The sequence below is a fragment of the Stenotrophomonas sp. TWI809 genome (genome assembly GCF_039673205.1).
Classification (GTDB): domain Bacteria; phylum Pseudomonadota; class Gammaproteobacteria; order Xanthomonadales; family Xanthomonadaceae; genus Stenotrophomonas.
On the sequence record NZ_JBDJLE010000004.1, the window covers coordinates 150524 to 175782 of the forward strand.

Sequence of the window (25259 nt, forward strand, 5' to 3'; positions counted from 1 at the left end):
GCGTTACAGCAACCCATCCCGCTTGACCGCCAGGTAGCGTTCCACCAGCGCGCCGGGCAGTGCTTCGGCGGTGACATCCAGCACCATCACCCGGTGGCTGCGCAGCGCGTCATGTGCGTCGCTGCGCTGCTGCAGGTAACGCGCGATCGCGCCGGCTTGGGTGGCGTCCTGCAGGGTCTCCACCGGCTGGGCCAGCGCATCGTCCAGCGCGCGTTCGCGCAGGCTGGCCACGCACACCAGGTGCTGGCGTTGCAGCAGGCGCACTGCGGCGAGCAGGTCTTCGATGTCCTCATCGCGCACGTTGGTGACCAGCATCACCAGCGAGCGCCGGCGCTGACGCAGCGACAGCTCGGTGGCAGCGGCGAGGTAATCGGTGGCCACCGGCTGCGCCTGCAGATCGTAGCTGGCGCGCAGCAGGGTATCGATGGTGCCCATGCCGCGTCTGGGCGCGACCCAGCGGCTGTCGCCCCCGGCCGCAAACAGGCCCACACCGTCGCCCTGGCGCAGCGCAAGGTAGGACACCACCAGCGCCGCGTTGAGCACATGATCGAAGTGCGACAGGCCACCTTCGCTGGCCATCATGCGCCGGCCGGTGTCGATCATCAGCACCAGCTGCTGGTTCTTCTCGTCCTGGTATTCGCGGGAGATCAGCTTGCGCGCCCGCGCGGTCGCCTTCCAGTCGATCTGGCGCAGGCTGTCGCCGACGCGGTACTCGCGCATCTGGTGGAAGTCGGTGCCTTCGCCGCGGCGGCGCTTGAGGTGCGCGCCGACCAGGCGCGAGGCCTGTTCGGCACTGAACAGCGCGAAGCGGGTGAGCGGCGCGAAGTTGGGATACACGCGCACCGTCATCGCTGGCGGCAGCTGCCGCCGCTGATGCCACAGCCGCCACGCGCTGTGCATGCGCAGGTGCACGCCCTCGAACACGAAACGGCCACGCGCGGTCGGGGTCAGTCGGTACGCCACGCTGCTGGTGACCATCGGTTTGAGCGCCAGCGACCGCGGCAGGCCCTGCAGGCTCCAGCCGCCGGGCACCAGATCGAACACGTCCACGCGCTGGTGCCGGCTCGATTCCAGCCGCAGCGTCGCCTCGCGTTCAACGTTCAGTGCCAGCGACTCCGGCAGCTCGCGGTGCACACTCGGCGAGGGCTGGCGGCGCAGGCGCAGCAGGTCCACCAGCGCAATCAGCGCCACGCCGCCACCGATCGCCCACCAGACCGCCTGCGGCCAGGCACCGAGCACCACCGGCACGCCGAGCAGGCCCCAGCCGGCCAGCAATGCCAGCAGCAGCGCGCCCGGCCTCATGCCGATCGCTCGCGATGGAGGACGCGCGCCCTCATTTGCGCGGTGCGTCCACCTTGGCCAGCAGCGCGGTCAAGGCATCGTCGGCGCTTTGTCCTTCGATCTGCAGTTCCGGTGCCAAGGCGATGCGGTGGCGCAACGCCGGCTTGGCGATGTCGCGTACGTCATCGGGGGTGACGAAATCACGGCCGGACAGCACCGCCTGCGCACGCGCCGCACGCACCAGCGCGATGCTGCCGCGCGGCCCGGCGCCGAGGGCGATACCCGGCCACTGCCGGGTGGCAGCCACGATCCGCACCGCGTAGTCGATCACTTCCGGATCGACCGTGATCGCCGCGGTCGCCTGCTGCAGCGCGACCACGTCGGCCCCGCTCAGCACGCGTGGTACCTGCGAGAGATCGAAGTCGGCCGCGCTGCGGCCGGTGGTGATCGCATCGACCATGCGCTTCTCGTCGTCCAGCGTCGGGTAATCGATCAGCACCTTGAGCAGGAAGCGGTCCAGCTGTGCTTCGGGCAGCGGGTAGGTGCCTTCCTGCTCGACCGGGTTCTGCGTGGCCAGGGTCAGGAAGGGCGGGGACAGCGCGAACGCCTTGCCTTCGATGGTGACCTGGCCTTCCTGCATCACTTCCAGCAGGGCCGACTGGGTCTTGGCCGGGGCCCGATTGATTTCATCGGCGAGCAGCAGGTTGGTGAACACCGGGCCGCGACGGATCTTGAAGCTCTCGGTCTTCGGGTCGTACACCGCATGGCCGCTGACATCGCTGGGCATCAGGTCCGGGGTGAACTGCACGCGGCCATAGTCCAGCTCCAACGCCTGGGCGAGGGCGCGCACCAGCAGGGTCTTGCCCAGCCCGGGCACGCCTTCGATCAGCACGTGGCCGCCGGCCAGCAGCGCGATCAGGATCTGGTCGAGCACCTCGGGCTGGCCGATGAAGGCGCGGCCCACGGCCTCGCGCACCGCATCGACGCGCTCGGACAACGGCGATGGGGATGGCGTCACGGCAGGCGGGGACAACGGCGGCGGAAGCGTCGGCTCGGTCATAGCAGGTTTCTCATCTGGATCAGCAGGCGGATGCGGTCGCGCAGGCCGGCGACGTCGTGGGAAGCGGGTGGGGTCAAGGCGGTCTGCACGCGCTCGTGCGACCACTGCAGCAAGGTGGCGACGGCCTGTACCCGGGCCTCGCCGGTCAGTGCGGCCGCACTCGGCGAACGCCGCCGCAGACGCGCCAGGAACGCGCGGCGGACCGCGTCATACAACAGCGGTGCCTTGCCAAAGCGCAACAGGTGGTCGCCGCTGGCGCGGATGTGTTCGAGCAGCGAGCGGCGTTCCGCGGCAGGCGAGGGCAATTCACTGCCCAGGCGCTGGGTGCGCTGCCACAGCCAGCCGAGCAGGGCCAGCAGCAACGGCGCCCACACCGGCCAGCCGAGGTAGAACACGCGGTTCCACAACGACGGCGGGCGCGAAGCGTAGACCAGCCACATCGTGCCCTTGCCGTAGTTGGGCGCCAGCACGTAGCGGGTGAGATCGCGGTGGGCTTTGTCGTGCAGGCCATCAACGAGGGCGTTGGCAGCGTTTGGCGGAACAGTCGGGTTGGGCCGGCCCTTGCCCTGCATGAAGGCCATGTCGGCCAGCACATCGATGCGCCCCTGGCCGTGGCGCAGGCGGGCGAAGACCCGATTGGCCGCGTTGCCCCACTCGCGCTCGAGCCCCATGCCCGGGGGTGGCTCCACCGCGAAGCGGCGGCCAGTGCAGAACTCCACATGCTGCGGGTCATCGCGCACGTGGAACTGCTGGCAATAGCTTCCGCGGTCCGCGCTGTCCACGCCGAGCGCGTCCAGCAGCGGGCCATTGCGGGCGGTGTCCTTGCCCACCGGTGGCGTGCGCACGATCAGGTGCCCACCACGCTCCACCCAGGCCATCAGCGTTGCTACGGCAGGTGCGGGCACTTCCGCGCTGTCCTGCAGCAGCACCAGGGTATCGCCCGGCGCCAGCGGCATCCGGGTCAGGTCCAGGCGTGGCCGCGACTGCACGGTCAGCCCGTCCGCACGCAGCGCCTGGCCGAGGACGTACAGCGGGTTGTAGCTGGCTTCGCCCTGTGGCGGCAGGTGCTCTGTGTGCGTCACCCGCTCGTGGGTGCGCAGGAACAGGATCGCCAGCGGTACGCCGATCACCAGCAGGCCCAGGCCGACCAGCAGCCAGCGCAGGCGGGCGCTCACGCGCGCCACCCGAACTGGGCCTGCAGAATCGTCGCCAGCGCATCGAAGTCATCATCGCTGGGCAGTCGGCCGGCATAGGCCGCGTATTGCCAGACCCGCACGATGCGCGCGAACAGGCTGCGGTCGGCCTCGGCCGGCATCCGTCGCGAGGCCCGCAGACATTGTGCCTCGGTCGCACCCGGGGGCAGGTTGATCTGCGCCTGTTCGCTCATCGACTCCACACTCGCGCGGTACAGCAGCGCCAGCGCCTGGCGTGGGCGGCCCTCCTGCCACAGGGCACGCGCACGCGCGGCGGGATCGGGCGGCGCCACGTCCGGTACCCGGATCGGCTCTTCCACCACGGCCGCCGCCTTTGCCCGGCGGCGCTGGCCGGAGCCGCGCAGCCACGGCAGCCAGCGCGGTGCGGTGGCCAGCAGCAGCAACACCAGGACCCCGACCACCGCCCACAGCGTCCATTCGGCGATCCGGGCCGGCAACAGCGGCCCCTTGCTGCCGCGTTGGCCATTGGCCTTGGCCGCGGCCTCACGTTTCGCCTTCTCCGCCTCGGTTGCATCGCGCTCGATGCGCGTCCACTCGGTGACCTCACGGGTCGGACTCTGCAGCGGGTCTTCATACGCGCGCTGCACGGCCTGGCGGAAGCCAGCCGTATCCACCGCTTCAGCGCCAAAGATGACCGGGGGCGTGTTGTCCGGATCATTGTCGTACGTACGCGGCGGGTCATCGGCGTCATCGTCGTCGCCACCGTCGCCACCGTCGGCATCCGCGACCGCGTCCGCGTCCGAAGCCGTATCGGCGTCCTGCGCAGGCGACGGAGCGTCATCGGCCGGCGTCGGCAACGCACCCTTGGTGTTCGACTGCGCCGGTGCCTGTTGGGCGTGCAGTGCCGCGCCCGGCCAGACCAGCACAAGGGCCAGCACCAGCAGTGGCGCAGCGCGCTGCAACCGTGCATGCAGGCGCCGGAAGGCGATCTCCAGGTCCCATGCTTCCATCTGCGTACGCCGGTCCAGATACAGGCCGAAGCCGGCACCGACATAGAACGGCCCGATCAGTGTGGCGGCCAACCAGAACAGCAGGTTCACGCCCAGCTGCATCCACGCCGGCATGTCCTGCTTGGCCAGTTCCCACGCCGCGCGCCAGGACTCGGACAACAGGTCCACCGGGATGAACAGGAACACCGCGGCGATGCCGCCGACCACCAGCACGATCTCGAAGACCATGCACACCAGCGTCAGCAGTACGGCATGGCCCATCGCGCCACCGGCGATGGCGCGCCGACGTTGGCGACGATGCGCGGCGTCGGTGCCCTCCAGCAGATTCACCGGCAGCAGCACCGAGCGCAGCGGACTCAGGCGCCGCCAGCCCAGATAGCCCCAGAAGCCCTCCCAGCCCCACGTGCGCTGCGCGCGCAATGTCTGCGGGGTGGTGGATGCATCGCCGAACACCCCGCGCGAGATCACATACAACGCGATGCGCTCGAACAACGGCTTGAGCCACCACATCGCCAACCAGGACCAGCCGAAACTGTCGGTCCACCAGGCCAGCGCGTTGAGCAACACGAACACCGGCAGCGACACGACGACCCACGGCGCCCAGATCGCCGCGGCATGCCGACGCACCAGGGCCATGCCCAGCTCCATGGCTTCCCAGCCGGAGCGTGCGCGAAGGACGATGTTGAGCCGGTCAATCTGCATCGGCCCCTCCGCGTCCGCCGCGCCACAACCACACCAACACCGCGGTCCACAGCACGGCCGCCACGCTGTATTTGCCCCAGGCCGGAATCGCCGCGATAGAGGACCAGAACGCTTCGATGAAGGCGGCGATCAGCAACATCGCCGCGACCCCAACGCACAGCTTGGCCCCGATCACACCGCCCTCGACCAGCGCATCGATGCGACGCCGGCGGCCGGGCGCGAGCAGTTTCATGCCCAGCTGCAATCCAGCGCCGCCGGCGATCACGATCGCGGTCAGTTCGAACGCGCCGTGGCCCGCCACGAAGCGCCAGAACGGATCGCCGTGGCCGACGTGCTGCAGATGGCCGGCGACCGATCCGATGCCGACGCCGTTGAACAGCATCACCAACACCGTGCCGACGCCGGCGATCAGCCCGAAGGCGAACGTGCGCAGGCCGATGCTGATGTTGTTCATGATGTAGTAGCCGAACATCGTCCAGTTGGTGCCGCTGTCGCGGCCCAGGTTCGGCGAGGCCGGGTCGTACATGCGTTCGAATTCGGCGATGCGCGCGTTGTCCATCAGCAGATGGATCAGCTCGGGGCGCCACAGGATCAGCGCGAAGCTGCCCACCAGCGGCACCACGAACAACGCTGCGGCTACCCACATGCTGCGCGCCTGGCTGCGCACCAGCTGCGGGAAATCGGCGAACAGGAAGGCGAGTGCACGCTGCCACTGCGGACGCGGGGTGCGGTAGAGCAACGTGTGGCCCTGCTGCATCAACTGCTGCAGGCGTGCCACCAGCTGCGGGCTGTAACCGCGCCGACGCGCCAGTGCCAGCTGTTGGCACAGGCGGCGGTAGCGTTGCGGGAAATCACCATCGTCCAGGCCCTCGTGGACCGGCTGCCGGCGCGCCTGCCGCGGGCGCTCACCGCGCTGGGCCAGCCACTCCTCCAGCGCCTGCCATTCGGCCTGGTAGCGGGCGACGAACTGCTCCTGTCTCATCGCCGCCCCAGCAGCCAGTTGGCCATCGCATACAGGCGCAGCACGCCGACCTGGCCGTGGCTGCCGGTGAGTGGCGACGCGATGTCGGCCAGCTCCTGCTGGCGCGGGGCCGATAGCCGCGGCGCGCGTTCGGCGAAGGCGACCACGGCAGCCTGTTCGGCCGGCTGCAGGGGCTGCGGCGGGGGCAGCACGCTGCCGACCGGCACGGTACCCCCCAGCGGCGCTGCGCCCTGGTGGATCACCACGGTGCCGGCGACCAGATCGCCAAGGCGGCGGCCATGCGCATCGAACAGACTCGACAGCAGTCCCAGCGCGTAGCCGAACGGCAGCATGTCCACGGTGCGTAGCAGGTTGCGGGTGATCGCGCTCATCCAGCCGATCGGTCCACCATCGCGCGCCACCACACGCAGACCCATCGCGCGCTTGCCCAGCGTGCGGCCCCAGCAGGCTTCCTGGACGATGGTGTAGGCCCACATCAGCAGGAACATCAGGCCGAGGTAGAGCCCTTGGCCGAACCCGCCGAGGAAGGCCAGCGGAATGCTCAGCATCATCAATGCGCCGACCCGGATCACGAAGTCGATCGCCCACGCCAGCGCACGCGGCAACGGCCCGGCGACCGGCAGGTGCAGGGGCACGCCTTCAGGGGTGATGACCTCCCGGTAGGTATCCAGCATGGGTGCGCTCATCGGTGGCGCTTCACGGTGGATCGTACGGAAGGCCACGGGGGACGCCGGATTCCTCTCCGGTCTGCCAGCGGGGGCATGCGGTTCTCGACTGCTTCCTGGTCGGCTGAGGACTTTACCGCAATCAACCCCGGTACTGGTCCTTCAGGCGCACGTAGTGATCGGCCGAGTAATGCAGCGACTCGATCTCCTTGTCGCTGAGCGTGCGCGCCAGCCGTGCCGGGTTGCCCAGCCACAGTTCGCCTTCGCCGACCACCTTGCCCGGGCCGAGCACCGCGCCGGCGCCGAGGAAGCCATGGGTGCTCACCGTCGCGCCGTCCAGGATGCAGGCGCCCATGCCGATCAGGCAGTAATCGCCGATCGTGCAGGCATGGATGATGGTGCCGTGGCCGACCGTGACGCCCTCACCGATGATCGTCGGGTAGCCGCCCTTGTTGAACGGGCTGTGGTGGCTGACGTGGATGATGGTGCCGTCCTGGATGTTGCTGCGCGCACCGATCCGCACGTGGTTCACATCGCCGCGGATCACCGTACCCGGCCACACCGAGACGTCATCGCCCAGCACCACATCGCCGATGATCGTGCAGGCCGGATCGATGTAGACGCGCTCGCCGAGCACGGGCAGTTTGTCGAGGAAGGGGCGGATCGGGGACATGCGCAAACTCCGGCAACGCAGGGGCTGGGACGCCGCCTGCAGCGTTGTCCCGGCCCCCGATGATAGCGCGGGGGCGCCCGCCACCCGCCGATACCCGTACACCAACGGTCGGCTCTACCGGCGGTGGGTGCTGTGTTACGCGGCGCGGGTGCGGCGCGCGCGCTCCAGATGCACCAGCAGCAGCGAGATCGCCGCCGGGGTCATGCCGGGGATGCGCTGGGCCTGGCCGAGGGTCTGCGGCCGCACGCGTTCGAGTTTCTGCTGCACTTCCGCCGAGAGGCCGCGCACGCCGGCGTAATCGAAATCGGCCGCGATCGCGGTGTTCTCGTGGCGCTGCTGGCGTTCGATCTCGTCGCGCTGGCGGTCCAGGTAGCCGGCGTACTTCACCCCGATCTCGACCTGCTCGGCGACCTTGGCATCGGCCACGGCCGGGCCAAGCGAGGGCACCTGCATGAGCGTGGCGTAGTCCAGTTCCGGGCGCTTGATCAGATCCAGCACATTGGTTTCGCGGCTGACCGCCACGCCCAGCGTGGCCTCCACTTCGCGGCCCAGCGCATTGCCCGGCGTGGCCCACAGCGCACGCAGCCGTGCGGTTTCCTGCGTCACGGCGTCCTGCTTGGTCTGGAAGGCGGCCCAGCGGCGGTCGTCGACCAGGCCCAGCTCGCGGCCGAGGCCGGTCAGGCGCACATCGGCGTTGTCCTCGCGCAGCTGCAGCCGGTACTCGGCGCGGCTGGTGAACATGCGATACGGCTCGTTGGTGCCGTGGGTGATCAGATCGTCGACCAGCACGCCCAGGTAGGCCTCATCGCGGCGCGGGCACCAGCCGGCGTCGTCACGGGTGAAGCGCGCGGCGTTGAGCCCGGCCAGCAGGCCCTGCGCGGCGGCTTCTTCATAGCCGGTGGTGCCGTTGATCTGGCCCGCGAAGAACAGGCCGCTGACGGTCTTGGTCTCCAACGTGTTCTTCAGCCCGCGCGGATCGAAGAAGTCGTATTCGATCGCGTAGCCGGGGCGGGTGATGTGCGCGTTCTCGAAGCCACGCATGCTGCGCACCAGTTCCAGCTGCACATCGAAGGGCAGCGAGGTGGAGATGCCGTTGGGGTAGATTTCGACCACATCCAGCCCTTCGGGCTCGACGAAGATCTGGTGACTGGCCTTTTCGGCGAAACGCACCACCTTGTCCTCGATGGAGGGGCAGTAGCGCGGGCCGATGCCTTCGATCTGGCCGCTGTACAGCGGCGAGCGGTGCAGGGCGTTGCGGATGATCTCGTGGGTGCGCTCGCTGGTGTGGGTGATCCAGCAGCTCACCTGCGCCGGGTGCTCGTCCACGCTGCCGAGGAAGGACATCACCGGGCGCGGATCGTCGCCGGGCTGTTCTTCCATCACGGTGTAATCCAGCGAACGGCCGTCGATCCGTGGCGGCGTGCCGGTCTTGAGGCGGTCGATCACGAACGGGCGCTCGCGCAGGCGCGCGGCCAGCGTGGTTGCCGGCGGGTCGCCCATGCGACCGGCGGCGTACTGGGTTTCACCGACGTGGATCTTGCCCGCCAGGAAGGTGCCGGCGGTAAGCACCACCGCGGCCGCGCTGAAGCGCAGCCCGGTCTGGGTGATCGCACCGCGCACGGCATCGCCTTCGATGATCAGGTCATCGACCGCCGCCTGGAAGACCGTCAGGTTGGGCTGGGCTTCGACGATCTGGCGGATCGCCATCCGGTACAGATTGCGGTCGGCTTGGCAGCGCGTGGCGCGCACGGCCGGGCCTTTGGAGGCATTGAGCGTGCGCCACTGGATACCGGCGCGGTCGGCGGCATGCGCCATCGCGCCGCCCAGGGCGTCGATTTCCTTGACCAGGTGGCCCTTGCCGATCCCGCCGATGGCCGGGTTGCAGCTCATCGCGCCGATCGTTTCCACGTTGTGGGTCAGCAGCAGGGTGCGCGCACCGCTGCGCGCGGCCGCCAGCGCGGCCTCGGTGCCGGCGTGGCCGCCGCCGATGACGATCACGTCGTAGCGGTAGAAGGTGTCAGTCATGGCGGAGGAACTCGGGACGGGGCCGGGCAGCCCGGATCAGCCCTGGAGGCAGGGCGCGGGTGGCGATTTTAGCGCCATTCGTCGGGGGCCATGACATCCACCCTCAAGTTGGCACGTTTTCTGCAGATAACCCAATAGCACCCAGGATGGCATGCGCCTTGTGCGTAACGGACCGGAATTGGAACAGGGGCCGGTCCAAGCGCATCGTGGGGAAGCAGAGGGGCCGGTAGTCGGGGGACTGCCGGCCCTGTTTTTTTGAAGGCCCGCGCCGGTTTCATGGGCGCCAGATACAAAAGGCCCCGCCATTGGCGGGGCCTTCTGCGCTGTAGGTGCCGACATCCGACAGGGCCGGAACAGGGGGGATCCAGATGTTCCTGGCGGATATCGACATAGAGCCGAATGTGACGCCACTTGTCGCTTTTGGCACTTTGTGACCGTGACTGTCACCGCCCGGCTAGAGTGAACTGCCGGGCGCGTGAAAATCAAGCCATCTCAAGGCTCAACTGTGCGTTGGTTCGCATTGTTGAGATTCCGCCACGGGGAACCGTTCATCCTCGGCGCAGACGGACGCGGTGCCTGGGCCGGGCGTGCCTGGGGCGGCGGCGACGGGCGCTGCTGTTGGCGCTGCTGCGGGCGGCGCGGGCCACCGACCGAATCCATGTTCCGCCACGGCGAGCCGCCGTTGTTCGGACGCGGGCGATCCGGCGGACGGGTGGGGTTGCCGTTGCCGTTGCCGGGGCGCGGCGGCGGCCGATGATTGTGCGGCGGGCGATAGTTCGGGTACGGGCGATACACCGGATAGCCGTAGCCACCGCCATACCCACCGCCGTAACCGTAGTAGCCACCCCCGTAGTAGCCGCTGCCGTATCCGTAGGGATACCCGGCCGGGTAGCGATACTCGACCGAAGGTGCGCCGTGGTAGTAGCCATTGCCGCCGCCGCCACCGCCGACATAGTCGTACGTCGCGCAGCCGGACAGGGCCAATAACAGGCCACCGGCAAGAACAAGGCGCATTTTCATGATGGGGTCCCCCCAAAGGGCTGTAGGGCCAGCTTCCGCCCAGGGCATTGAATCGGCCCTTAACTCGGCCCGATCCGAATGAATGGTTGCCATGCTGACACGTTCATCCAGGCGGGTGTGGACGTGGGGCATACGTTAATCTTGCGTCATGAGCGATTCACCCTTGCCCTGTGTTGACGACGTGCTGGCGGCGGCGGCGCGCATTGCCGTGCACGCCTGCGTGACGCCGGTACTGCGCTCGCGCACGCTGGATGCGATGACCGGCGCCACCGTGTTCTTCAAGGCCGAGCATCTGCAGCGCAGCGGGGCGTTCAAGTTCCGCGGTGCCTGCAATGCCGTCTGGGCGCTGGAGGAGGCGCAGGCGCGGCGCGGGGTGGTCACCCACTCCTCCGGCAACCATGGCGCGGCCTTGGCGCTGGCCGCCCGCACCCGCGGCATCGCCTGCCACGTGGTCGTGCCCGACGGCGCGGTGGCCGCCAAGCTGGCCAACATCGGCCGTCACGGGGCCACGCTGTGGCGCTGCGATGCCTCGATCGCCGCGCGCGAAGCGATGTGCGCCCAGGTCCAGGCCGAAACCGGGGCGACCCTGGTGCATCCGTATACCGACCCCCAGGTCATTGCCGGCCAGGGCACGGCTGCGCTGGAGCTGCTGCACGCCAGCGAGGGCCTGGACATGATGGTGGTGCCGGTGGGCGGCGGTGGCCTGGCCTCGGGCACGCGGCTGGCCCTGCAGGCGGTCGCCCCGGCGACCGGGCTGGTGCTGGCCGAACCGCTGGGCGCGGCCGATACCGCGCGCTCGCTGGCGGCTGGCGAGCGCCGCATCGACTTCACCCCCGACACCGTCTGCGATGGCCTGCGCGGGACGCTCGGCGCGCCCAACTTCGCCCTGCTGCAGGGCGCGGCGCAGGTCATCACCGTCGCCGATGCGGCCACCGTGGCCGCAATGCGGCAGATCTGGCAGGTGCTCAAGCAGGTGGTGGAGCCATCCTCGGCCATCGCCCTGGCGGCGATCCTCGCCGAACCGGCGCGCTTTGCCGGCAAACGGGTCGGCGTGGTGCTGTCCGGTGGCAATGTCGATCTGGATGCCCTGCCGTGGGGCGCGGCATGAGCCGGCGCACGCGGGTGGGGTTGTTCGGGTGGCTGTGGCGGCTGTGCATCGTGCTGGCGGTGTGGCTGCTTGGGGTCACCGCGTGGATCGTCTGGATCGGCGAGCGCGATCAGGCGCAGAAGGCCGATGCGATCATCGTGCTCGGCGCCGCGGCCTATGACGCCAAGCCGTCGCCGGTGTTCGAAGAGCGCATCCGGCACGGGCTGGACCTGTACCAGCAGGGCTATGCGCCGCTGCTTATCTTCACCGGCGGCTACGGCGGCACCGGCGCACGCTTTTCCGAATCGCAGGTGGCGCGCCGCTACGCGCTCAAGCAGGGCGTCCCCGACGATGCGATCCTGATCGAGACCGCTTCACGCACCACGCGACAGAACCTGATCGAGGCGCGGCGCTTGATGGATCAGCGCAAGCTGCACCGCGTGATCATCGTCAGCGACCCGCTGCACATGGCCCGCGCGCTGCGCCTGTGCCGCGAGCTGGGCATCGATGCGCTGGCCTCGTCCACGCCGAGCACGCGCTTCCGCAGCTTCCACACCAGCTGGCGGTTCCTGGCGCAGGAAATCTACTTCTTCCATCGCGATCTGTTCCCGTCGTAGCGCCGACCGTTGGTCGGCTGGACGCATGGTGGCTCAGCGGTCCAGCCGACCAACGGTCGGCTCTACGCGATCAGCTTGGTCGGCTCAGGGCGTTTTGCGGCGGATCGGAATCGCCGAGATCGGCACCGTGGCGACATCGTGCCCCCGCTCGCGGATCGGCGCGCCGCCTTCCGGCGCCCACGCGTGTGCGTAGATCACTTCCCAGCTGCTGGGCAGCTTGCCGTCTTCGCGCCGCAGCGGCTCGTAGGCTGCGCGCGTGGCATCGAAGCGCCCGCGCCCGGTCAGCGTGTGGCGGCGGTCCTGGCGCGCGTTGGTGGCGCCGATCGCCTGCAGTTCGCGCATCAGCGCGGTCAGGTCGTCGTAGGTCAGGGTGAACAGGTCGCGGTCCAGGACCGGATCGCGGAAGCCGGACATCATCAGCGCATCGCCGAACTGTGCGATCGGTGCGAAGCGACTGACGTGCGGTACGTCGTCGGCGGCGGCGAACGCATCGCGCAGCTCGATCAGGGTTTCCGGCCCGAACGTGGAGACCAGCAGCAGGCCCCCGGGCTTGAGCGCGCGGCGGAACCCGGCGAACACCGCCGGCAGATCCTCCACCCACTGCAGGCACAGGTTGCTGAAGATCACATCCACGCTCTGGTCCAGCACCGGCAACGCCTGCGCATCGCCGCACACCCGCGAGAACGGCTTCCACCAGCCGGCCTGCTTCTTCGCCTCGCGCAGCATCGGCTGGGCCAGGTCCAGCGCGATCACCTGTGCCTTCGGCCAGCGCTTCTTCATGAGCGCGCTGGCATGGCCGGTGCCGCTGCCGACATCGAGCACCACCTGCGGCTGGCGGCTTTCCAGGTAATCCAGCGATTCGAGCAGGCGCTTTTCCACCTCGCGCTGCAGCGCCGCGGCGGCGTCGTAACTGCTGGCGGCGCGCGAGAAGGCGCGGCGGACATGATGGGGATCGAAGCTGGACGTCATGGGGTACTCACGGCTCAAAACGGTGGTGCGGGTGGACTCAGAAGGTGCCGGGGTAGGCGCCGCCATCGATCAGCAGGTTCTGCCCGGTGATATAGCCGGCCTGTGCGCTGCACAGGAAGGCGCAGGCGGCACCGAACTCATCGGCGGTGCCGAAGCGGCCGGCGGGAATATGCGTGCGTTTGCGCTCGGCCAGCTGGCCGGCATCGATGCCCTGCTGCTGCGCCAGGTACGCGAAGTTGCCGCGCAGGCGATCGGTATCGAACTGGCCCGGCAGCAGATTGTTGAGGGTGACGTTGTGGGCGACGGTCTTGCGTGCCAGCCCGGCCACGAACCCGGTCAGCCCGGAGCGCGCCCCGTTGGAGAGCCCGAGGATGTCGATCGGGGCCTTCACCGAAGAAGAGGTGATGTTGACCACGCGGCCGAAACCACGCTCGATCATGCCATCCACCGTGGTGCGGATCAGCTCGATCGGGGCCAGCATGTTGGCATCCAGCGCGGCGATCCAGTCCTCGCGGGTGAACTGGCGGAAATCGCCCGCCGGCGGGCCCCCCGCGTTGTTGACCAGGATGTCGACCTGCGGGCACGCGGCCAGCGCGGCGGTACGGCCTTCCGGCGTGGTGATGTCGGCAACCACGCCGATCACCCTGCGTGCGCCCGGCAGGGCCTGCAGTTCGAGCACGGCGCGTTCCAGGGCCGCTTCACCGCGCGCGGCGATGACCACGTTGACGCCCTCGCGGGCGAGTGCGCGTGCACAGCCCAGCCCGAGGCCTTTGCTGGCGGCGCAGACCAGGGCCCAGCGGCCGGCGATTCCAAGATCCATGGGGTCAGTCCTGTGGGGAAAGGCAGGCGTACATGATCGGCGATGCGCGGCCGGAACAGGTCAAGGCAGCGCGGCAACAAAGTGTTGCAGCTGCGCGGCCACTTCGTCGGTATGGCCGAGGAAGGGCGCATGCCCGCCCTGGGCGATCACATGCGCCTGCGCGCCCGGCGCCAGCGCGGCGGCAGCCTGCATGGCCCGCGCCGAGACCAGCCGATCGCGCTGGCCGGCCAGCCACAGGCTGGGCTTGCCCAGCTGGGCCAGGGCGCCCCGCAGATCGGTGTTCTCCAGCAGGCGCAGGCCCTCCTGCAACGCACGTGGGGCCGGCGCACCGCGCGCGACCAGCATCTCGCGCAGCGTGCGCAGTTCCTGGCGGGCGTGTTCGGAGCCCATCGCATCCAGCGCGAGGAAGCGCTCCAGCGTGCCGCGATAGTCCTGCGCGAGGTCCTGACCGAACTGTTCGAACACCGCCGGCTCCACCGCATGCGGCCAATCGTCGCCGCGCACGAAACGCGGCGTGGCGGCGATCATCGCCAGGGCACGCACCTGGGGCAGGGTCGCGGCCGCATGCAGCGCGAACAGCCCGCCGAGCGACCAGCCGCACCAGACCGCCGGCGGCGTGGCGGCGGCAATGGCGTTGACCACGTACGGCAGGCGCAGCGGCGTGGTGTCATCGCGGCTGGCGCCGTGGCCGGGCAGATCCACCAGGTGCAGCTGCAGGTGCGCCGACAGGCGGTCCACCAACGGCGCGAACACGCCGCCGTGCAGGGCCCAGCCGTGGATCAGGACCAGCGCGGGGCCTTGGCCGATGACATCGATCTGCATGCTCAACCCAGCGCTGTCACGCGGTCAGGGCAGTCAGCGATGGCGGCTGCACCACGGTGTCGCGGGCGTGCGCGATCGCATCGACCAGTGCGCGCACCTCGGCGGGTGCGTGCAGGGCGGACAGGGTCACCCGCAGGCGCGCCTTGCCCTCCGGTACGGTGGGCGGACGGATCGCGCTGACCAGGAAACCGGCGGCTTCCAGCGCGGCCGACATGCCCATCACCGTCGATTCGGCGCCGCACAGCAGGGGCTGGATCGGGGTATCCGATGGCATCAGTTCCAGGCCGTGCTGGCGGGCGCCGGTGCGGAAGATGCCAATCAGTTCGGTGAGCTTTTCGCGGCGCCAGTCGTCGCGGCGGGCCAGCTTCACCGCGGCCAGGGCGGCGGCGGCCTGCGCCGGCGGCACGGCGGTGGTGTAGATGTAGGGGCGCGCGGTGTCGGCCAGGTGCTGGATCATCGCCTCGTCGCCGAGCACGACCGCACCGCTGCCCCCAAGCGCCTTGCCGAGCGTGGCCAGCTGCAGCGGCACATCGTTCACACCCAGGCCCGCATCGGCCACGCAGCCGCGGCCGTGTTCGCCGACCACGCCGATGCCGTGCGCGTCATCGACGTAGAGCAGCGCTTCCTGCATGCGCGCCACCAGCGTCAGGGATCGCAGCGGGGCGATGTCGCCGTCCATGCTGAAGACGCCGTCGGTGGCCAGCATCGCCGCGCCGTTGGGCGCGTGCTTGAGTTGGCGCAGCGCGCCTTCGGTATCCAGATGCGGGTAGCGGCGCAGGCGGCAACCGGCCAGGCGCGATGCATCGAGCAGGCTGGCGTGGTTGAGCCGGTCCTGCACGCAGACATCGTCTTCTTCGCTGAGCAGCGCCTGCTGCACCGCGAGGTTGGCGGCGAAACCACTGCCGAACAGCAGCGCACGGGGATAGCCGAGCCAATCGGCCATTTCCCGTTCAAGCGCGTCATGCAGCGCGTGGTGGCCGCAGATCAGGTGCGATCCGGTGGCGCCGGTGCCTTCGCGCGCGGCAGCATCCTGCAATGCGCTGACCACGCCGAACTGCTGCGACAGGCCCAGATAGTCATTGCTGCAGAAACCGGTGAGCCACTGGCCATCGACGTCCAGCCGCACGCCATCGCGCCGGTTCACCACGCGGCGCACGCGAAGGCGCCCCTGCGCGTCGCGGAGCTTGCGCTGGGCCTGGATGCGGTCGTGCAGGTCAGGGCGGGCCATGGTCGTCAGGGGGTCCGGGTGGGCCGTTAGCGTACCCGGTTGCCGGGCCCGCTGCTCGGGGCTCAGGCCGCCCGCCCGCCGCGGCCGCCGGCGGTGATGTCGGCGTGGACCGTGCCTGGGTGGTCGTGCCCGTCGGCATCCACCGTGACCGGCATCGGGCGCAGGCCCAGCCGCGCGAACAGGGCCAGGTCGCGTTCGGTGTCCGGGTTGCCGGTGGTGAGCAGCTTTTCGCCGTAGAAGATGGAGTTGGCCCCGGCCAGGAAGCACAGCGCCTGCAGCTCGTCGCTCATCGCCTCGCGCCCGGCCGAGAGCCGCACCATCGCGCGGGGCATGGCGATGCGGGCCACCGCGACCATCCGCACGAACTCGAACGGGTCCAGTTCGGCGGTGCCGTGCAGGGGCGTGCCGGCCACCTGCACCAGCCGGTTGATCGGCACCGAATCCGGGTGCGCGGGCAGGGTGGCCAGCGCCAGCAGCAGGCCGGCGCGGTGCTCGCGGGTCTCGCCCATGCCGACGATGCCACCGCAGCAGGTCTTCAGCCCGGCATCGCGCACGTGCGCCAACGTGTCCAGGCGGTCCTGGTACTGGCGCGTGTGAATGATCGAATCGTAGTAATCCGGCGCGGTATCCAGGTTGTGGTTGTAGTAGTCCAGCCCGGCGTCGCGCAGGGCGGTGGCCTGTTCGCCGCTGAGCATCCCCAGCGTGGCGCAGGTCTCCAGGCCGAGTGCCTTCACCTCGCGGATCATCGCCGCCACCTTGGGGATATCGCGGTCTTTGGGCGAACGCCAGGCCGCGCCCATGCAGAACCGCGAGGCGCCCGCCGCCTTGGCCTGGCGGGCCTTGGCGACCACGTCGTCGGTGGCCATCAGCTTCTGTGCATCCAACCCGGTGCTGTAGCGCTGCGCCTGCGGGCAGTACGCGCAGTCTTCCGGGCAGCCGCCGGTCTTGACCGACAGCAGGGTCGAGACCTGCACTTCCGCCGGATCGAACTGCTCGCGGTGCACGCTGGCCGCGCGGTGCAGCAGCACCGGGAAGGGCAGCGCGAACAGCGCCAGCAGTTCCTCGCGGTGCCAGTCGTGTCGGATGACAGAAGCCATGGGGGTGTCCTGACAGATAGTGGAACGAAAGGGCGGCAGTCTGGTGAGGCTGCCTGCATCTGTCAACCATATGGCCTTATCAAAAGTTTACGGAGCCCTGGGCTGGCTCGGCTGGCAGATCCTGCCGCTGCGCTGCCTGGTCTGCGAGCGCCCGGGCGAGGACGGGATGGATCTGTGCCGCGCCTGTCATCAGGCGCTACCGTGGAACGACCGTGCCTGCCGTCGCTGCGCACTGCCGTTGATGGCGAACGATCCCGGTGATGCAGCGGGGGATCACTGCGAGCGTTGCGTGGACGAGTATCCCCGCCAGGCGGCGGCCAGTGCCGCGTTCCTGTACGCGCCGCCGATCGACCGGTTGCTGATCCGGTTCAAATTCCACCAGGACCTGGCCGCGGGACGGTTGCTCTCGCAGCTCATGCTGCAGCGCGTGCCGCCGTTTCTGGCCGGGCCGCTGCAGCCGATGCCACTGCACCGCCGCCGGTTGCGCCAGCGCGGTTACAACCAGGCGCTGGAACTGAGCAAGCCGCTGGCGCGCGGGCTGTGCTGCCCGCTCTGGAACGGGCTGCAGCGTACCCGCGAGACCGTGGCGCAATCGAACCTGGATGCGGATGCCCGGCGCTGCAATCTGCGCGATGCGTTCGCAGTACGCGGCCATCCACCCGCCGGGCTGACGATCCTCGACGATGTGATGACCACCGGGGCAACCACCGATGCCGCGTTGCGCGCGCTGCAGTACGCCGGTGCCGGCCCGATGCAGGTCTGGGTCTGTGCGCGGGTGCCGTAAGCGCCGTTGCCGCGCCTTGCACGCTGCCAGGACGTACCATCGGGCGGTCATCACCCTCGCAAGGACGTCCCATGAACCTGCCGCCGGATCCGCGCACCTCACCGCTTCTCACTGCCATCGGCCGCAGCTGGTGGGTGCTGATGCTGTACGGCGCGGTCGCCGTGGTCTTCGGCCTGATCGCGATTGCACGGCCGCTCTCGGCCGCGACCGCACTGGCCTGGGCGATCGGCGTGATGGCCCTGGTGGAAGGCCTGATCAGCCTGTTCGCGCTGTTTGGCCGCAGTGGCGTGCCGCGCGGGTGGCTGCTGGTCTACGCGCTGGCCTCGGTGGCATTCGGTGTGCTGGCCGTGCTCAACCCGCTGGCCACGGCCAGTGTGCTGATCCTGTTGCTGGCCGCCTGGCTGATCGTCGCCGGCATCTACCGCATCGTGTTCGCGATCCGGGTGCGCAAGGAAATCCAGGGCGAGTGGCTGCTGATCCTCAGCGGCGTGCTGGCGATCGTGCTCGGCGCGATGATGGTGGCCAATCCGATGGCAGGCATTGCCGTCACCACGCTGTGGGTCGGCATCGGCAGCCTGCTCTACGGCGTGCTGCAGATCATGGTCGCCTGGCGCATCCGCCGCCTGCGCTGAGCACGCGCAGCGGCGATACTCGTGCCCGTCCTGATGGAGAGACACGCATGCGCAGCAGTCTGTTGATCGTAACGATGGCGCTGGGGGCCGGCCTCAGCGCCTGCACCCAGGCGCCGCCCGCACCCGCCGCGTCCGAGACGCCGGCGGGCGTCGCACCGCTGGCGAACGCACGCATCCAGATGCGTGAGGTGGCCGAGGATGCCCGCCACCCCGGCGTCACCACGCTCAAGGACCGCGACGGCAACGCGCTTTCCTTGATCGAGCCGGCCTTCATCACCACGGCCGACATCGCCACGGTGGCCGTGGGCAGCGACGGGTCTACCGGACACGGGACCCTGATCCTGCGTTTCACGGAGGCCGCGGCACCGCGCATCCTCGCCGCGACCGAAGCGCGCGTCGCCAAGCGTGTGGCATTTACCGTCGGCGATCAGGTCCTCAATGTCGCCGTCATCGCCGGCCCCTTCGCGCAGTCCATGCAGGTGACCGGGCTGGACAGCACCGCCGACGCCCACCGGCTGTATACCGAGGTCACCGGCAAGGCGCCTTGAGTGCCTCGCCGCTGTTGACGGCCTCAGCGGAAATTCGCTTCGATCTGCTCCAGCGATTTGCCCTTGGTTTCCGGCAGCCAGAACGCGGCGATCAGGAAATACAGCAACGTGCAGCCGGCCCAGAAGAAGAACATGCTGGCGTAACCGTGATGGCCGACCGTGGGCAGGAAGATCGCGGCGATCACGGTGGACACGAACTGGTTGATCAGCAGCGCGATGCTCATGCCGTTGGAGCGGATGCGGGTCGGCATCAGCTCGGACAGCGCCAGCCACACGCACACGCCCGGGCCCACCGCGAAGAACGCGACGAACAGCAGAATGCAGCCGGCGACCAGCCAGCCGTGGGTGGGCGAGGGCACCGGGCCGATCACCGCACGTTCGATCACCAGCGGCGCATTGGCGGCCTGGGCGGGATCCGGGAAGGGATTGAGATGCAGCGTGCGGAAGAAGCGGCCGATCACGCTGTCGGCCGACACCGCGTCTTCGCGACGGATCTGCAGCGTGGCGTCGATCGGGTTGTCGCTGCGCAGTGAGCGCACGTTGCTGAAGCCACCGTAGGCATACGACACGGTCAGCTGCTGCGGCGCGCCGCCGGCGTTGCCCTCCAGCCGCTGCCATTGCGCGGCATCCAGCGGCAGCAACAGGGTGGTGCCGCTCACCTGCTGCTGCAGCGCGGCCTGCACATCCAGCCGCCCGCGCTCGCTCTGCACGAACAACAACGCAGCCGCCAGCAGCGACAGCGTGATGCCACCACTGCCCAGCATCAGCAGGAACTTGCGGCCCTTGCGGTCGACCAGCACCAGTGCGACCACGGTCATCACCGCGTTGAGCAGCTTGATCGCCACATCGGCGCCGTTGGCCACCGAGCCGGGCAGGCCGGCCTGGTTGAGGATGTTGACCGCGTAGGCCAGCACCGAGTTGATGCCGGTGGCCTGGGTGAAGGCCAGCACCAGGCAGGCCAGCACGAACGGCCACACGTACCGGCGGCTGAGCAGCGGGTCGCGCTTGCCGTTGCGGCCGATCTGGAGCTCCTCCGGCGCCTGCATGCGCTGCAGGGTCGGCTCCACGTCGCTCGCGGCGACGGTACGCTGCAGGGCGTGGCGCGCTGTCTCGATGCGGCCACGGCGCACCAGCCAGCGTGGGGATTCACTGATCAGCAGCACGCCGCCGGTGAACACCAGGCCGGGCAGCAGGCAGCTCCAGAAAATGGTGCGCCAGGCATGGTCCTTGACGTCGAACAGCAGGCGCTGCTGCTCCGCACCGGGCAGATGGCGCACCGCGGCGGTCGCGGCATCCACGGCATGCGCGTGGTACAGCCCGATCACCGCAGCCAGCACCAGGCCGATGGTCAGCAGCAGCTGGAACATCGCCGCGCCGCGCCCGCGTCGTTCCGGGCTGAGCACTTCGGCCAGATACAGCGGCACCACCACGCCGATCAGCCCGCCACTGATGCCCTGCAGCAGGCGTCCCATCAACAGCGCGCCATAGCCATCGGACAGGGCCATCACCGGAATGCTGGCGGTGAACAGCACGCCGGCCAGCAGCATCGCGCCACGGCGGCCGATCAGGTCGGCGACCATCCCGGCAAACAGCGAAGACAGCACACTGCCCAGCAGCACCGCGGCCACCACGAAACCCAGCTGCTGGCTGGTCAGGTGCCAGCTCGCGGTGGCGGTGGCCTCCAGATAGGGCAGGGCGCCGGCGATGATGCCGATGTCGATGCCGTAGAGCAGCCCCCCCATGCCGCCGATGAACAACAGATAGCGTACCGGCCAGCGCGGCGCGGAGGCGCCGGCGTGCACGGGCATGGCTGCGGAAACGTCGTTCATCGTGCCGGTCCTGTCTGCAAGTGCGTGCGCCATGGCGGCGCGGGAGTCCACGCTCAGTCGAGCGCGATGTCGTCGCCTTCCACCACCACGCCGCGCACGCGCAGGTCGTGGTCGAGCACCACCAGGTCCGCCCAGGCGCCGGTCGCGATGCGGCCGCGGTCGTCGATGCCGAGGTAGTCGGCCGGGTAGCGCGACAGCCGGTGGGAGGCATCGGCGATGTCCAGGCCGAGCGAGACCAGGTTGCGCAGCGCCTGGTCCATGGTCAGCGCACTGCCGGCCAGCGAGCCGCTCGACAGCCGTACGCAACCCAGGCATTTGTGCACACGCTGTACGCCGAGCGCGTACTCGCCATCGGGCATGCCGGTCGCCGCGGTCGCATCGGTGACGCAGTACAGACGCGGGATCGCGCGCAGGGCGGTGCGGATCGCGCCGGGATGCACGTGCTGCAGATCGGGAATGAGTTCGGCGTACTGCGCGTGCGCGAGCGCGGCGGTGGCGATGCCGGGTTGGTAGTGGTCCACGCCGGTCATGCCGTTGAACAGATGCGTGAAGCCGGCCGCACCGGCGTTCAATGCGGCGACGCCGTCTTCGTAGCTGCCGGCGCTGTGGCCGAGCTGCACGCGGATGCCGAGCGCACTGAGCGCGGGAATCAGCGCGAGGTGCTGGCCGATTTCCGGGGCGAGAGTGAGTACCTTGATCGGGGCGATCGCATGCAGGCGCTGCACGTCGGCCAGGGTGGCCTCCACCACCAGCGGTGGCTGCGCGCCCAGGCGCTGCGCACTGATGAAGGGGCCTTCCAGATGCACACCGAGTACGCGGGCCATGCCGGGTGCGCGCGTGGCGATCGCGGTGGACAGGCCTTCAAGCGCGCGCGTGATGTCGTCTTCCTGCGCGGTCATGGTGGTGCCCAGCAGCGCGGTGGTGCCGTGCCGGGCGTGCGCGCGGGCCACCGTCTGCGCGGTCGTGCCGCCCTGCATGATGTCCACCCCGGCACCGCCATGCACATGCAGGTCGATGAAGCCGGGCAGGATCAGCGGCACCTCATTGTCGCCGCGCGGATCGGCGTGCACCGTATCGATGGCGGTGATGCGCTGGTCGAAATGGATATCGCCGCGGACCCAACCGGTGTCGGTGAGCAGGCGGCCGTGCAGGGAGCGGGACTCGGTCAAGGCGGGGACTCGGCGATGATCACTTCGACGCCCAGCCGCTGCAGCCCTTCCAGGTACTCGGGCTCGATGCTGCCGTCGGTGATGATGGTATGGACCTGGTCCAGCCGCGCGATGCGGTGCAGGCTGACCCGGCCAAACTTGGAGGCGTCGGTCAGCACCACGATGCGGCGCGCGCGCTCGACCATGCGGTGGTTGAGGCTGGCTTCGGCCTCATGGTGGGTGGTGAGGCCGAACTGCAGGTCCAGGCCATCCACGCCCAGGAACAGGGTGTCGAAGCTGTAGGTGTTGAGGCTCGCCTCGGCCTGGCTGCCATGCAGCGAGAGCGACTGCTTGCGCAGCAACCCGCCGGTGAGCAGCAGCTCCACGCCGGGCGCATTGGCCAGCTCCCAGGCGATGTTGAGCCCGTTGGTCATGACCGTGACGTCGCGATGCCCGCGCAGGTGCCGCGCCAGGGTCATCGTGGTCGAGCCGGAGTCGATGATGATGTTGTCGCCGGCCTTGACCAGCTTGGCCGCCTCGATACCGATCCGGTCCTTCATCGGCAGGTTCAAGGCATCCTTCTCGTGGATGTCCTGTTCCTGTGGCGGCGTGCGCACCAGCGTCGCGCCCCCATGGGTGCGCGTGGCCAGCCCCTGCGACTCGATGTGGGTCAGGTCGGCGCGGATGGTGACCGCCGAGACCGCAAAGCGCGCCACCAGCTCGCTGACCTGCACGTTGCCGTGCTCGACCAGGGTCTGGAGGATCTGTTGGCGGCGCTGCCGGGTGTTTCGCATGGGGCGATTCCGTTCGAAAGGGAAAGCCGAAGCTTACCGTTCCGAAAGCTCCTTGGCCTGTCGGGTTTCGTTATCCGCCCCTGAGCAGTTGCGATTGCAGGCCCGGGCATACTCGGCCAGGCGCAGCGCCACCTTGTGCTGGATCAGCGCCAACGGCGCCGGCCGCAGCTCACCGGCCTCGATCGCCTTGAGCTGTTCGGGCATGAACTGGCTGAGCAGCATCTGCGGCGGCGCGTGCGCGGTGAGATTGGCAACCAGCGTGTCCAGCGCAGCCTGTACCGCTGGCTCGCCCCAGTAATATCGGCTGCGATCGCTGAGCGAGTACGCGCGCAGCAGGCGCAGTTCGTGCTCGTCGCCCTGGTAGTAGCTGCGCCAGCTGCCCGGTGCGTCGACCATGCAGCGGTCCAGCACCTCGATCAGGTTCGAGCATTGCGCGGCGGGCAGCAGTTCGGATTCGATCATCGCCAGCGCGAACACCGCCTCGCGGAAGGCATAGGTCGCCGCCGGGCCGACTTTCAGGATCGCGAAATGATCGCGGACCAGCGCGTGCAGGCCGGCTTCGGTCTGGTAATCGGTGGAGTGCGCTTCGAACACGATGCCCGGCTGCTGCTCGACAAAGGCAGACAGCGCGGTGGCGGCGGCCGGATCGTAGTAGTGCACGCTGCTGTGGTCGAAATCCACGCCGGGCTGGACGACCATCGCGATCACGCGCTCCCAGGCCGGCAGCAGGTCCGGGGCGGAGAACGCCTCACGGTGGATCGCCAGGGTGGTCGCTGCGGCCGCCGGCGTGGTCACCTGCAGGCCGCCGGCCAGCGAGGCTTCACCGCCGGGAATCGGTACCTCGGTGCCGATCACGTAGACCGGTGGTGGCAGCCCGTGCTCGGCGGCCGTGCGCTCGGCGATGCGCGCCAGTTGGGCCGAGCGCGCGGCGACGATGGCGTCCGGCAACGGGGTCGGGTCGTCGGCGCAGGACATGCTGCAGTCCAGGTGGATCTTGTGGAAACCGGCGGCGACGTAGGCGGCGATCAGTTCGCGCGCGTTTGCCATTGCAGCTTGTGCCGGGCCCTTCTGCCAGGCGTTCGGACCGAGGTGGTCGCCACCGAGCACCAGCCGCTCGGCCGGGAAATCGGCATCGCGTGCCAGCTGCAGCACGTAGTCGCGGTACTGCGGCGGGGTCATGCCGGTATAGCCGCCGAACTGATCGACCTGGTTGGAGGTCGCCTCGATCAGCAGCAGGGTGTCGTAACGCTGCGCGACCTGCATCGCCGCCAGCAGCACCTGCGCGTTGCTGCAGCAGACGCTGTACAGCCCGACGGGGTGGCCCTGGCGATGGGCGGCGATCAACGATTGGACGGCGGACATGGCAACTCCAGTAACAACAGTGTTCAGGGGGAGGGGAAGTGCTGGCGCGCGAGCAGTGCCGCGCCCCGCGCACCGCCGGCATCGCCGAAGGTGGGCGGCAGGATCGGGGGGACCCGCACACCGGCAAACAGGTAGGGCGCGATCGAGGCAGGCAGGTCGCGGTAGAGCTGTTCCAGCTTGGACAGGCCACCGCCGAGCACGATCACGTGCGGGTCCAGCGCGAGGATCAGGCTGGCGAAGCTGTAGCCGAGCAGGTCGCGGTGGATGGCCAGCGCCTGCTGCGCGACCGCATCGCCGGCCTGGGCCCGTGCGACCACCTCGGCGGCATCCAGCGCGTGGCCACCACGGCGTTCATGGATCATCGCCAGGCCGCTGCCGGACACGTAACGCTCCAGGCAGCCGCGCAGGCCGCAACCACAGTCCAGCACGGGCAGGTCGTGGCGCTGCTGCAGCGTGGCGGGCAGGCTCCAGTGGCCCCACTCGCCGGCGATGCCATTGTGACCGGCGATCAGCCGGCCGCCGACGCAGAAGCCACCGCCCGCCCCTGTGCCGAGGATCGCCCCGAACATGCTGGGGTAGCCGGCGGCGGCGCCGTCATGGGCCTCGGACAAGGCAAAACACTGCAGGTCATTGCCGAGCTGCAGCGGGCGCTGCAGGCGTGCCTGCAGGTCCGTACCGACGGTCTGACCGGTCAGGCTGGGCACGTTGGCACTGAGCTGGCGGCCGCTGACGCGATCGCGCACGCCGGGCAGGCCGATGCCGACCCCCAGGCCGCGCTGGCCGAGCGCGGCATCCGCCGCGGCGACCAGATCGACGATCGCCTGCAGGAACGCGGCGTAGTCGCGGGTCGGCGTCGCCACGCGTTGGCGGTGGTGCACCCTCAGCGTGGCGTCGCACGCGACCAGTTCGATCTTGGTGCCGCCGATGTCGATGCCATACCAGGTCTGCAT

General features: G+C 69.4%; 24 protein-coding genes. 5 read left to right on the forward strand and 19 right to left on the reverse strand.

Going from position 1 to position 25259, the window contains the following annotated elements:
* Positions 1-3: 3 nt before the first annotated feature.
* The 9 genes from ABE472_RS04955 to ABE472_RS04995 form a co-directional block, all read right to left on the reverse strand.
* On the reverse strand, positions 4-1302 hold the full coding sequence (locus ABE472_RS04955; RefSeq protein WP_346463382.1) for a DUF58 domain-containing protein: 1299 nt from the start codon (positions 1300-1302) through the stop codon (positions 4-6).
* Positions 1303-1333: 31 nt separating this feature from the next.
* Entirely contained in the window at positions 1334-2341 is a 1008-nt protein-coding gene (locus ABE472_RS04960) for a MoxR family ATPase (RefSeq protein ID WP_313209381.1), read from the reverse strand.
* Positions 2338-3516, reverse strand: a complete 1179-nt coding sequence (locus tag ABE472_RS04965; protein WP_346465700.1) for a DUF4350 domain-containing protein — start codon at positions 3514-3516, stop codon at positions 2338-2340. The genes ABE472_RS04960 and ABE472_RS04965 overlap by 4 nt, the downstream gene beginning before the upstream one ends.
* Entirely contained in the window at positions 3513-5207 is a 1695-nt protein-coding gene (locus tag ABE472_RS04970; RefSeq protein WP_346465702.1) for a DUF4129 domain-containing protein, read from the reverse strand. Before ABE472_RS04970 ends, ABE472_RS04965 begins: the two co-directional genes overlap by 4 nt.
* Positions 5197-6189: a stage II sporulation protein M gene (locus ABE472_RS04975; RefSeq protein WP_313209374.1), complete on the reverse strand. Its 993-nt coding sequence runs from the start codon at positions 6187-6189 to the stop codon at positions 5197-5199. Before ABE472_RS04975 ends, ABE472_RS04970 begins: the two co-directional genes overlap by 11 nt.
* Complete coding sequence (locus ABE472_RS04980; protein ID WP_346465704.1) at positions 6186-6875, reverse strand: RDD family protein; 690 nt, start codon at positions 6873-6875, stop codon at positions 6186-6188. Before ABE472_RS04980 ends, ABE472_RS04975 begins: the two co-directional genes overlap by 4 nt.
* Before the next feature lie 121 nt (positions 6876-6996).
* Positions 6997-7527 (reverse strand): gamma carbonic anhydrase family protein, encoded by a 531-nt coding sequence (locus ABE472_RS04985; protein WP_313209370.1) that lies wholly within the window; start codon positions 7525-7527, stop codon positions 6997-6999.
* Between the two features lie 135 nt (positions 7528-7662).
* A complete protein-coding gene (gene mnmG, locus ABE472_RS04990) occupies positions 7663-9552 on the reverse strand; it encodes a tRNA uridine-5-carboxymethylaminomethyl(34) synthesis enzyme MnmG (protein WP_346465706.1) in 1890 nt (629 codons plus the stop codon).
* 492 nt (positions 9553-10044) lie between these two features.
* Positions 10045-10572, reverse strand: a complete 528-nt coding sequence (locus ABE472_RS04995) for a hypothetical protein (RefSeq protein ID WP_346465708.1) — start codon at positions 10570-10572, stop codon at positions 10045-10047.
* A gap of 148 nt (positions 10573-10720) precedes the next feature.
* On the opposite strand from ABE472_RS04995, the gene ABE472_RS05000 reads away from it, so the two are divergent.
* Together ABE472_RS05000 and ABE472_RS05005 are read left to right on the forward strand one after the other, a co-directional pair.
* On the forward strand, positions 10721-11680 hold the full coding sequence (locus ABE472_RS05000) for a pyridoxal-phosphate dependent enzyme (RefSeq protein ID WP_346465710.1): 960 nt from the start codon (positions 10721-10723) through the stop codon (positions 11678-11680).
* The gene (locus tag ABE472_RS05005) at positions 11665-12276 is read left to right on the forward strand and encodes a YdcF family protein (protein ID WP_313209362.1); all 612 of its coding nucleotides are present in this window, start codon (positions 11665-11667) and stop codon (positions 12274-12276) included. The genes ABE472_RS05000 and ABE472_RS05005 overlap by 16 nt, the downstream gene beginning before the upstream one ends.
* An 84-nt stretch (positions 12277-12360) precedes the next feature.
* Here the strand turns inward: ABE472_RS05005 and bioC are convergent, their stop codons facing one another.
* The 5 genes from bioC to bioB form a co-directional block, all read right to left on the reverse strand.
* The gene (gene bioC, locus ABE472_RS05010) at positions 12361-13245 is read right to left on the reverse strand and encodes a malonyl-ACP O-methyltransferase BioC (RefSeq protein WP_346465712.1); all 885 of its coding nucleotides are present in this window, start codon (positions 13243-13245) and stop codon (positions 12361-12363) included.
* 37 nt (positions 13246-13282) lie between these two features.
* Positions 13283-14065, reverse strand: a complete 783-nt coding sequence (locus ABE472_RS05015) for an SDR family oxidoreductase (protein WP_313209358.1) — start codon at positions 14063-14065, stop codon at positions 13283-13285.
* 60 nt (positions 14066-14125) lie between these two features.
* Entirely contained in the window at positions 14126-14887 is a 762-nt protein-coding gene (gene bioH, locus ABE472_RS05020) for a pimeloyl-ACP methyl ester esterase BioH (RefSeq protein WP_313209356.1), read from the reverse strand.
* 16 nt (positions 14888-14903) lie between these two features.
* A complete protein-coding gene (gene bioF, locus ABE472_RS05025) occupies positions 14904-16115 on the reverse strand; it encodes an 8-amino-7-oxononanoate synthase (protein ID WP_346465714.1) in 1212 nt (403 codons plus the stop codon).
* A gap of 62 nt (positions 16116-16177) precedes the next feature.
* Entirely contained in the window at positions 16178-17212 is a 1035-nt protein-coding gene (gene bioB / locus ABE472_RS05030) for a biotin synthase BioB (RefSeq protein WP_346465716.1), read from the reverse strand.
* Positions 17213-17282: 70 nt separating this feature from the next.
* Here bioB and ABE472_RS05035 point away from each other — a divergent pair, with 70 nt between their 5' ends.
* The 3 genes from ABE472_RS05035 (at position 17283) to ABE472_RS05045 (ending at position 19176) form a co-directional block, all read left to right on the forward strand.
* Complete coding sequence (locus ABE472_RS05035; protein ID WP_346465718.1) at positions 17283-17996, forward strand: ComF family protein; 714 nt, start codon at positions 17283-17285, stop codon at positions 17994-17996.
* Positions 17997-18067: 71 nt separating this feature from the next.
* A complete protein-coding gene (locus tag ABE472_RS05040; RefSeq protein ID WP_313209348.1) occupies positions 18068-18628 on the forward strand; it encodes an HdeD family acid-resistance protein in 561 nt (186 codons plus the stop codon).
* 47 nt (positions 18629-18675) lie between these two features.
* On the forward strand, positions 18676-19176 hold the full coding sequence (locus ABE472_RS05045; RefSeq protein WP_346463366.1) for a hypothetical protein: 501 nt from the start codon (positions 18676-18678) through the stop codon (positions 19174-19176).
* 23 nt (positions 19177-19199) lie between these two features.
* Here ABE472_RS05045 and ABE472_RS05050 read toward each other — a convergent pair whose 3' ends face one another.
* From ABE472_RS05050 to ABE472_RS05070, 5 genes are read right to left on the reverse strand one after another with little or no spacing between them, the layout of a single operon-like run.
* The gene (locus tag ABE472_RS05050; RefSeq protein ID WP_313209344.1) at positions 19200-21005 is read right to left on the reverse strand and encodes an MFS transporter; all 1806 of its coding nucleotides are present in this window, start codon (positions 21003-21005) and stop codon (positions 19200-19202) included.
* A gap of 53 nt (positions 21006-21058) precedes the next feature.
* Positions 21059-22174, reverse strand: a complete 1116-nt coding sequence (gene nagA, locus ABE472_RS05055; RefSeq protein WP_346463362.1) for an N-acetylglucosamine-6-phosphate deacetylase — start codon at positions 22172-22174, stop codon at positions 21059-21061.
* The gene (locus tag ABE472_RS05060; RefSeq protein WP_123729905.1) at positions 22171-22947 is read right to left on the reverse strand and encodes a DeoR family transcriptional regulator; all 777 of its coding nucleotides are present in this window, start codon (positions 22945-22947) and stop codon (positions 22171-22173) included. The genes nagA and ABE472_RS05060 overlap by 4 nt, the downstream gene beginning before the upstream one ends.
* 33 nt (positions 22948-22980) lie before the next feature.
* Complete coding sequence (locus tag ABE472_RS05065) at positions 22981-24309, reverse strand: D-tagatose-bisphosphate aldolase, class II, non-catalytic subunit (protein ID WP_346465720.1); 1329 nt, start codon at positions 24307-24309, stop codon at positions 22981-22983.
* Between the two features lie 23 nt (positions 24310-24332).
* A complete protein-coding gene (locus tag ABE472_RS05070) occupies positions 24333-25259 on the reverse strand; it encodes an ROK family protein (protein WP_346465722.1) in 927 nt (308 codons plus the stop codon).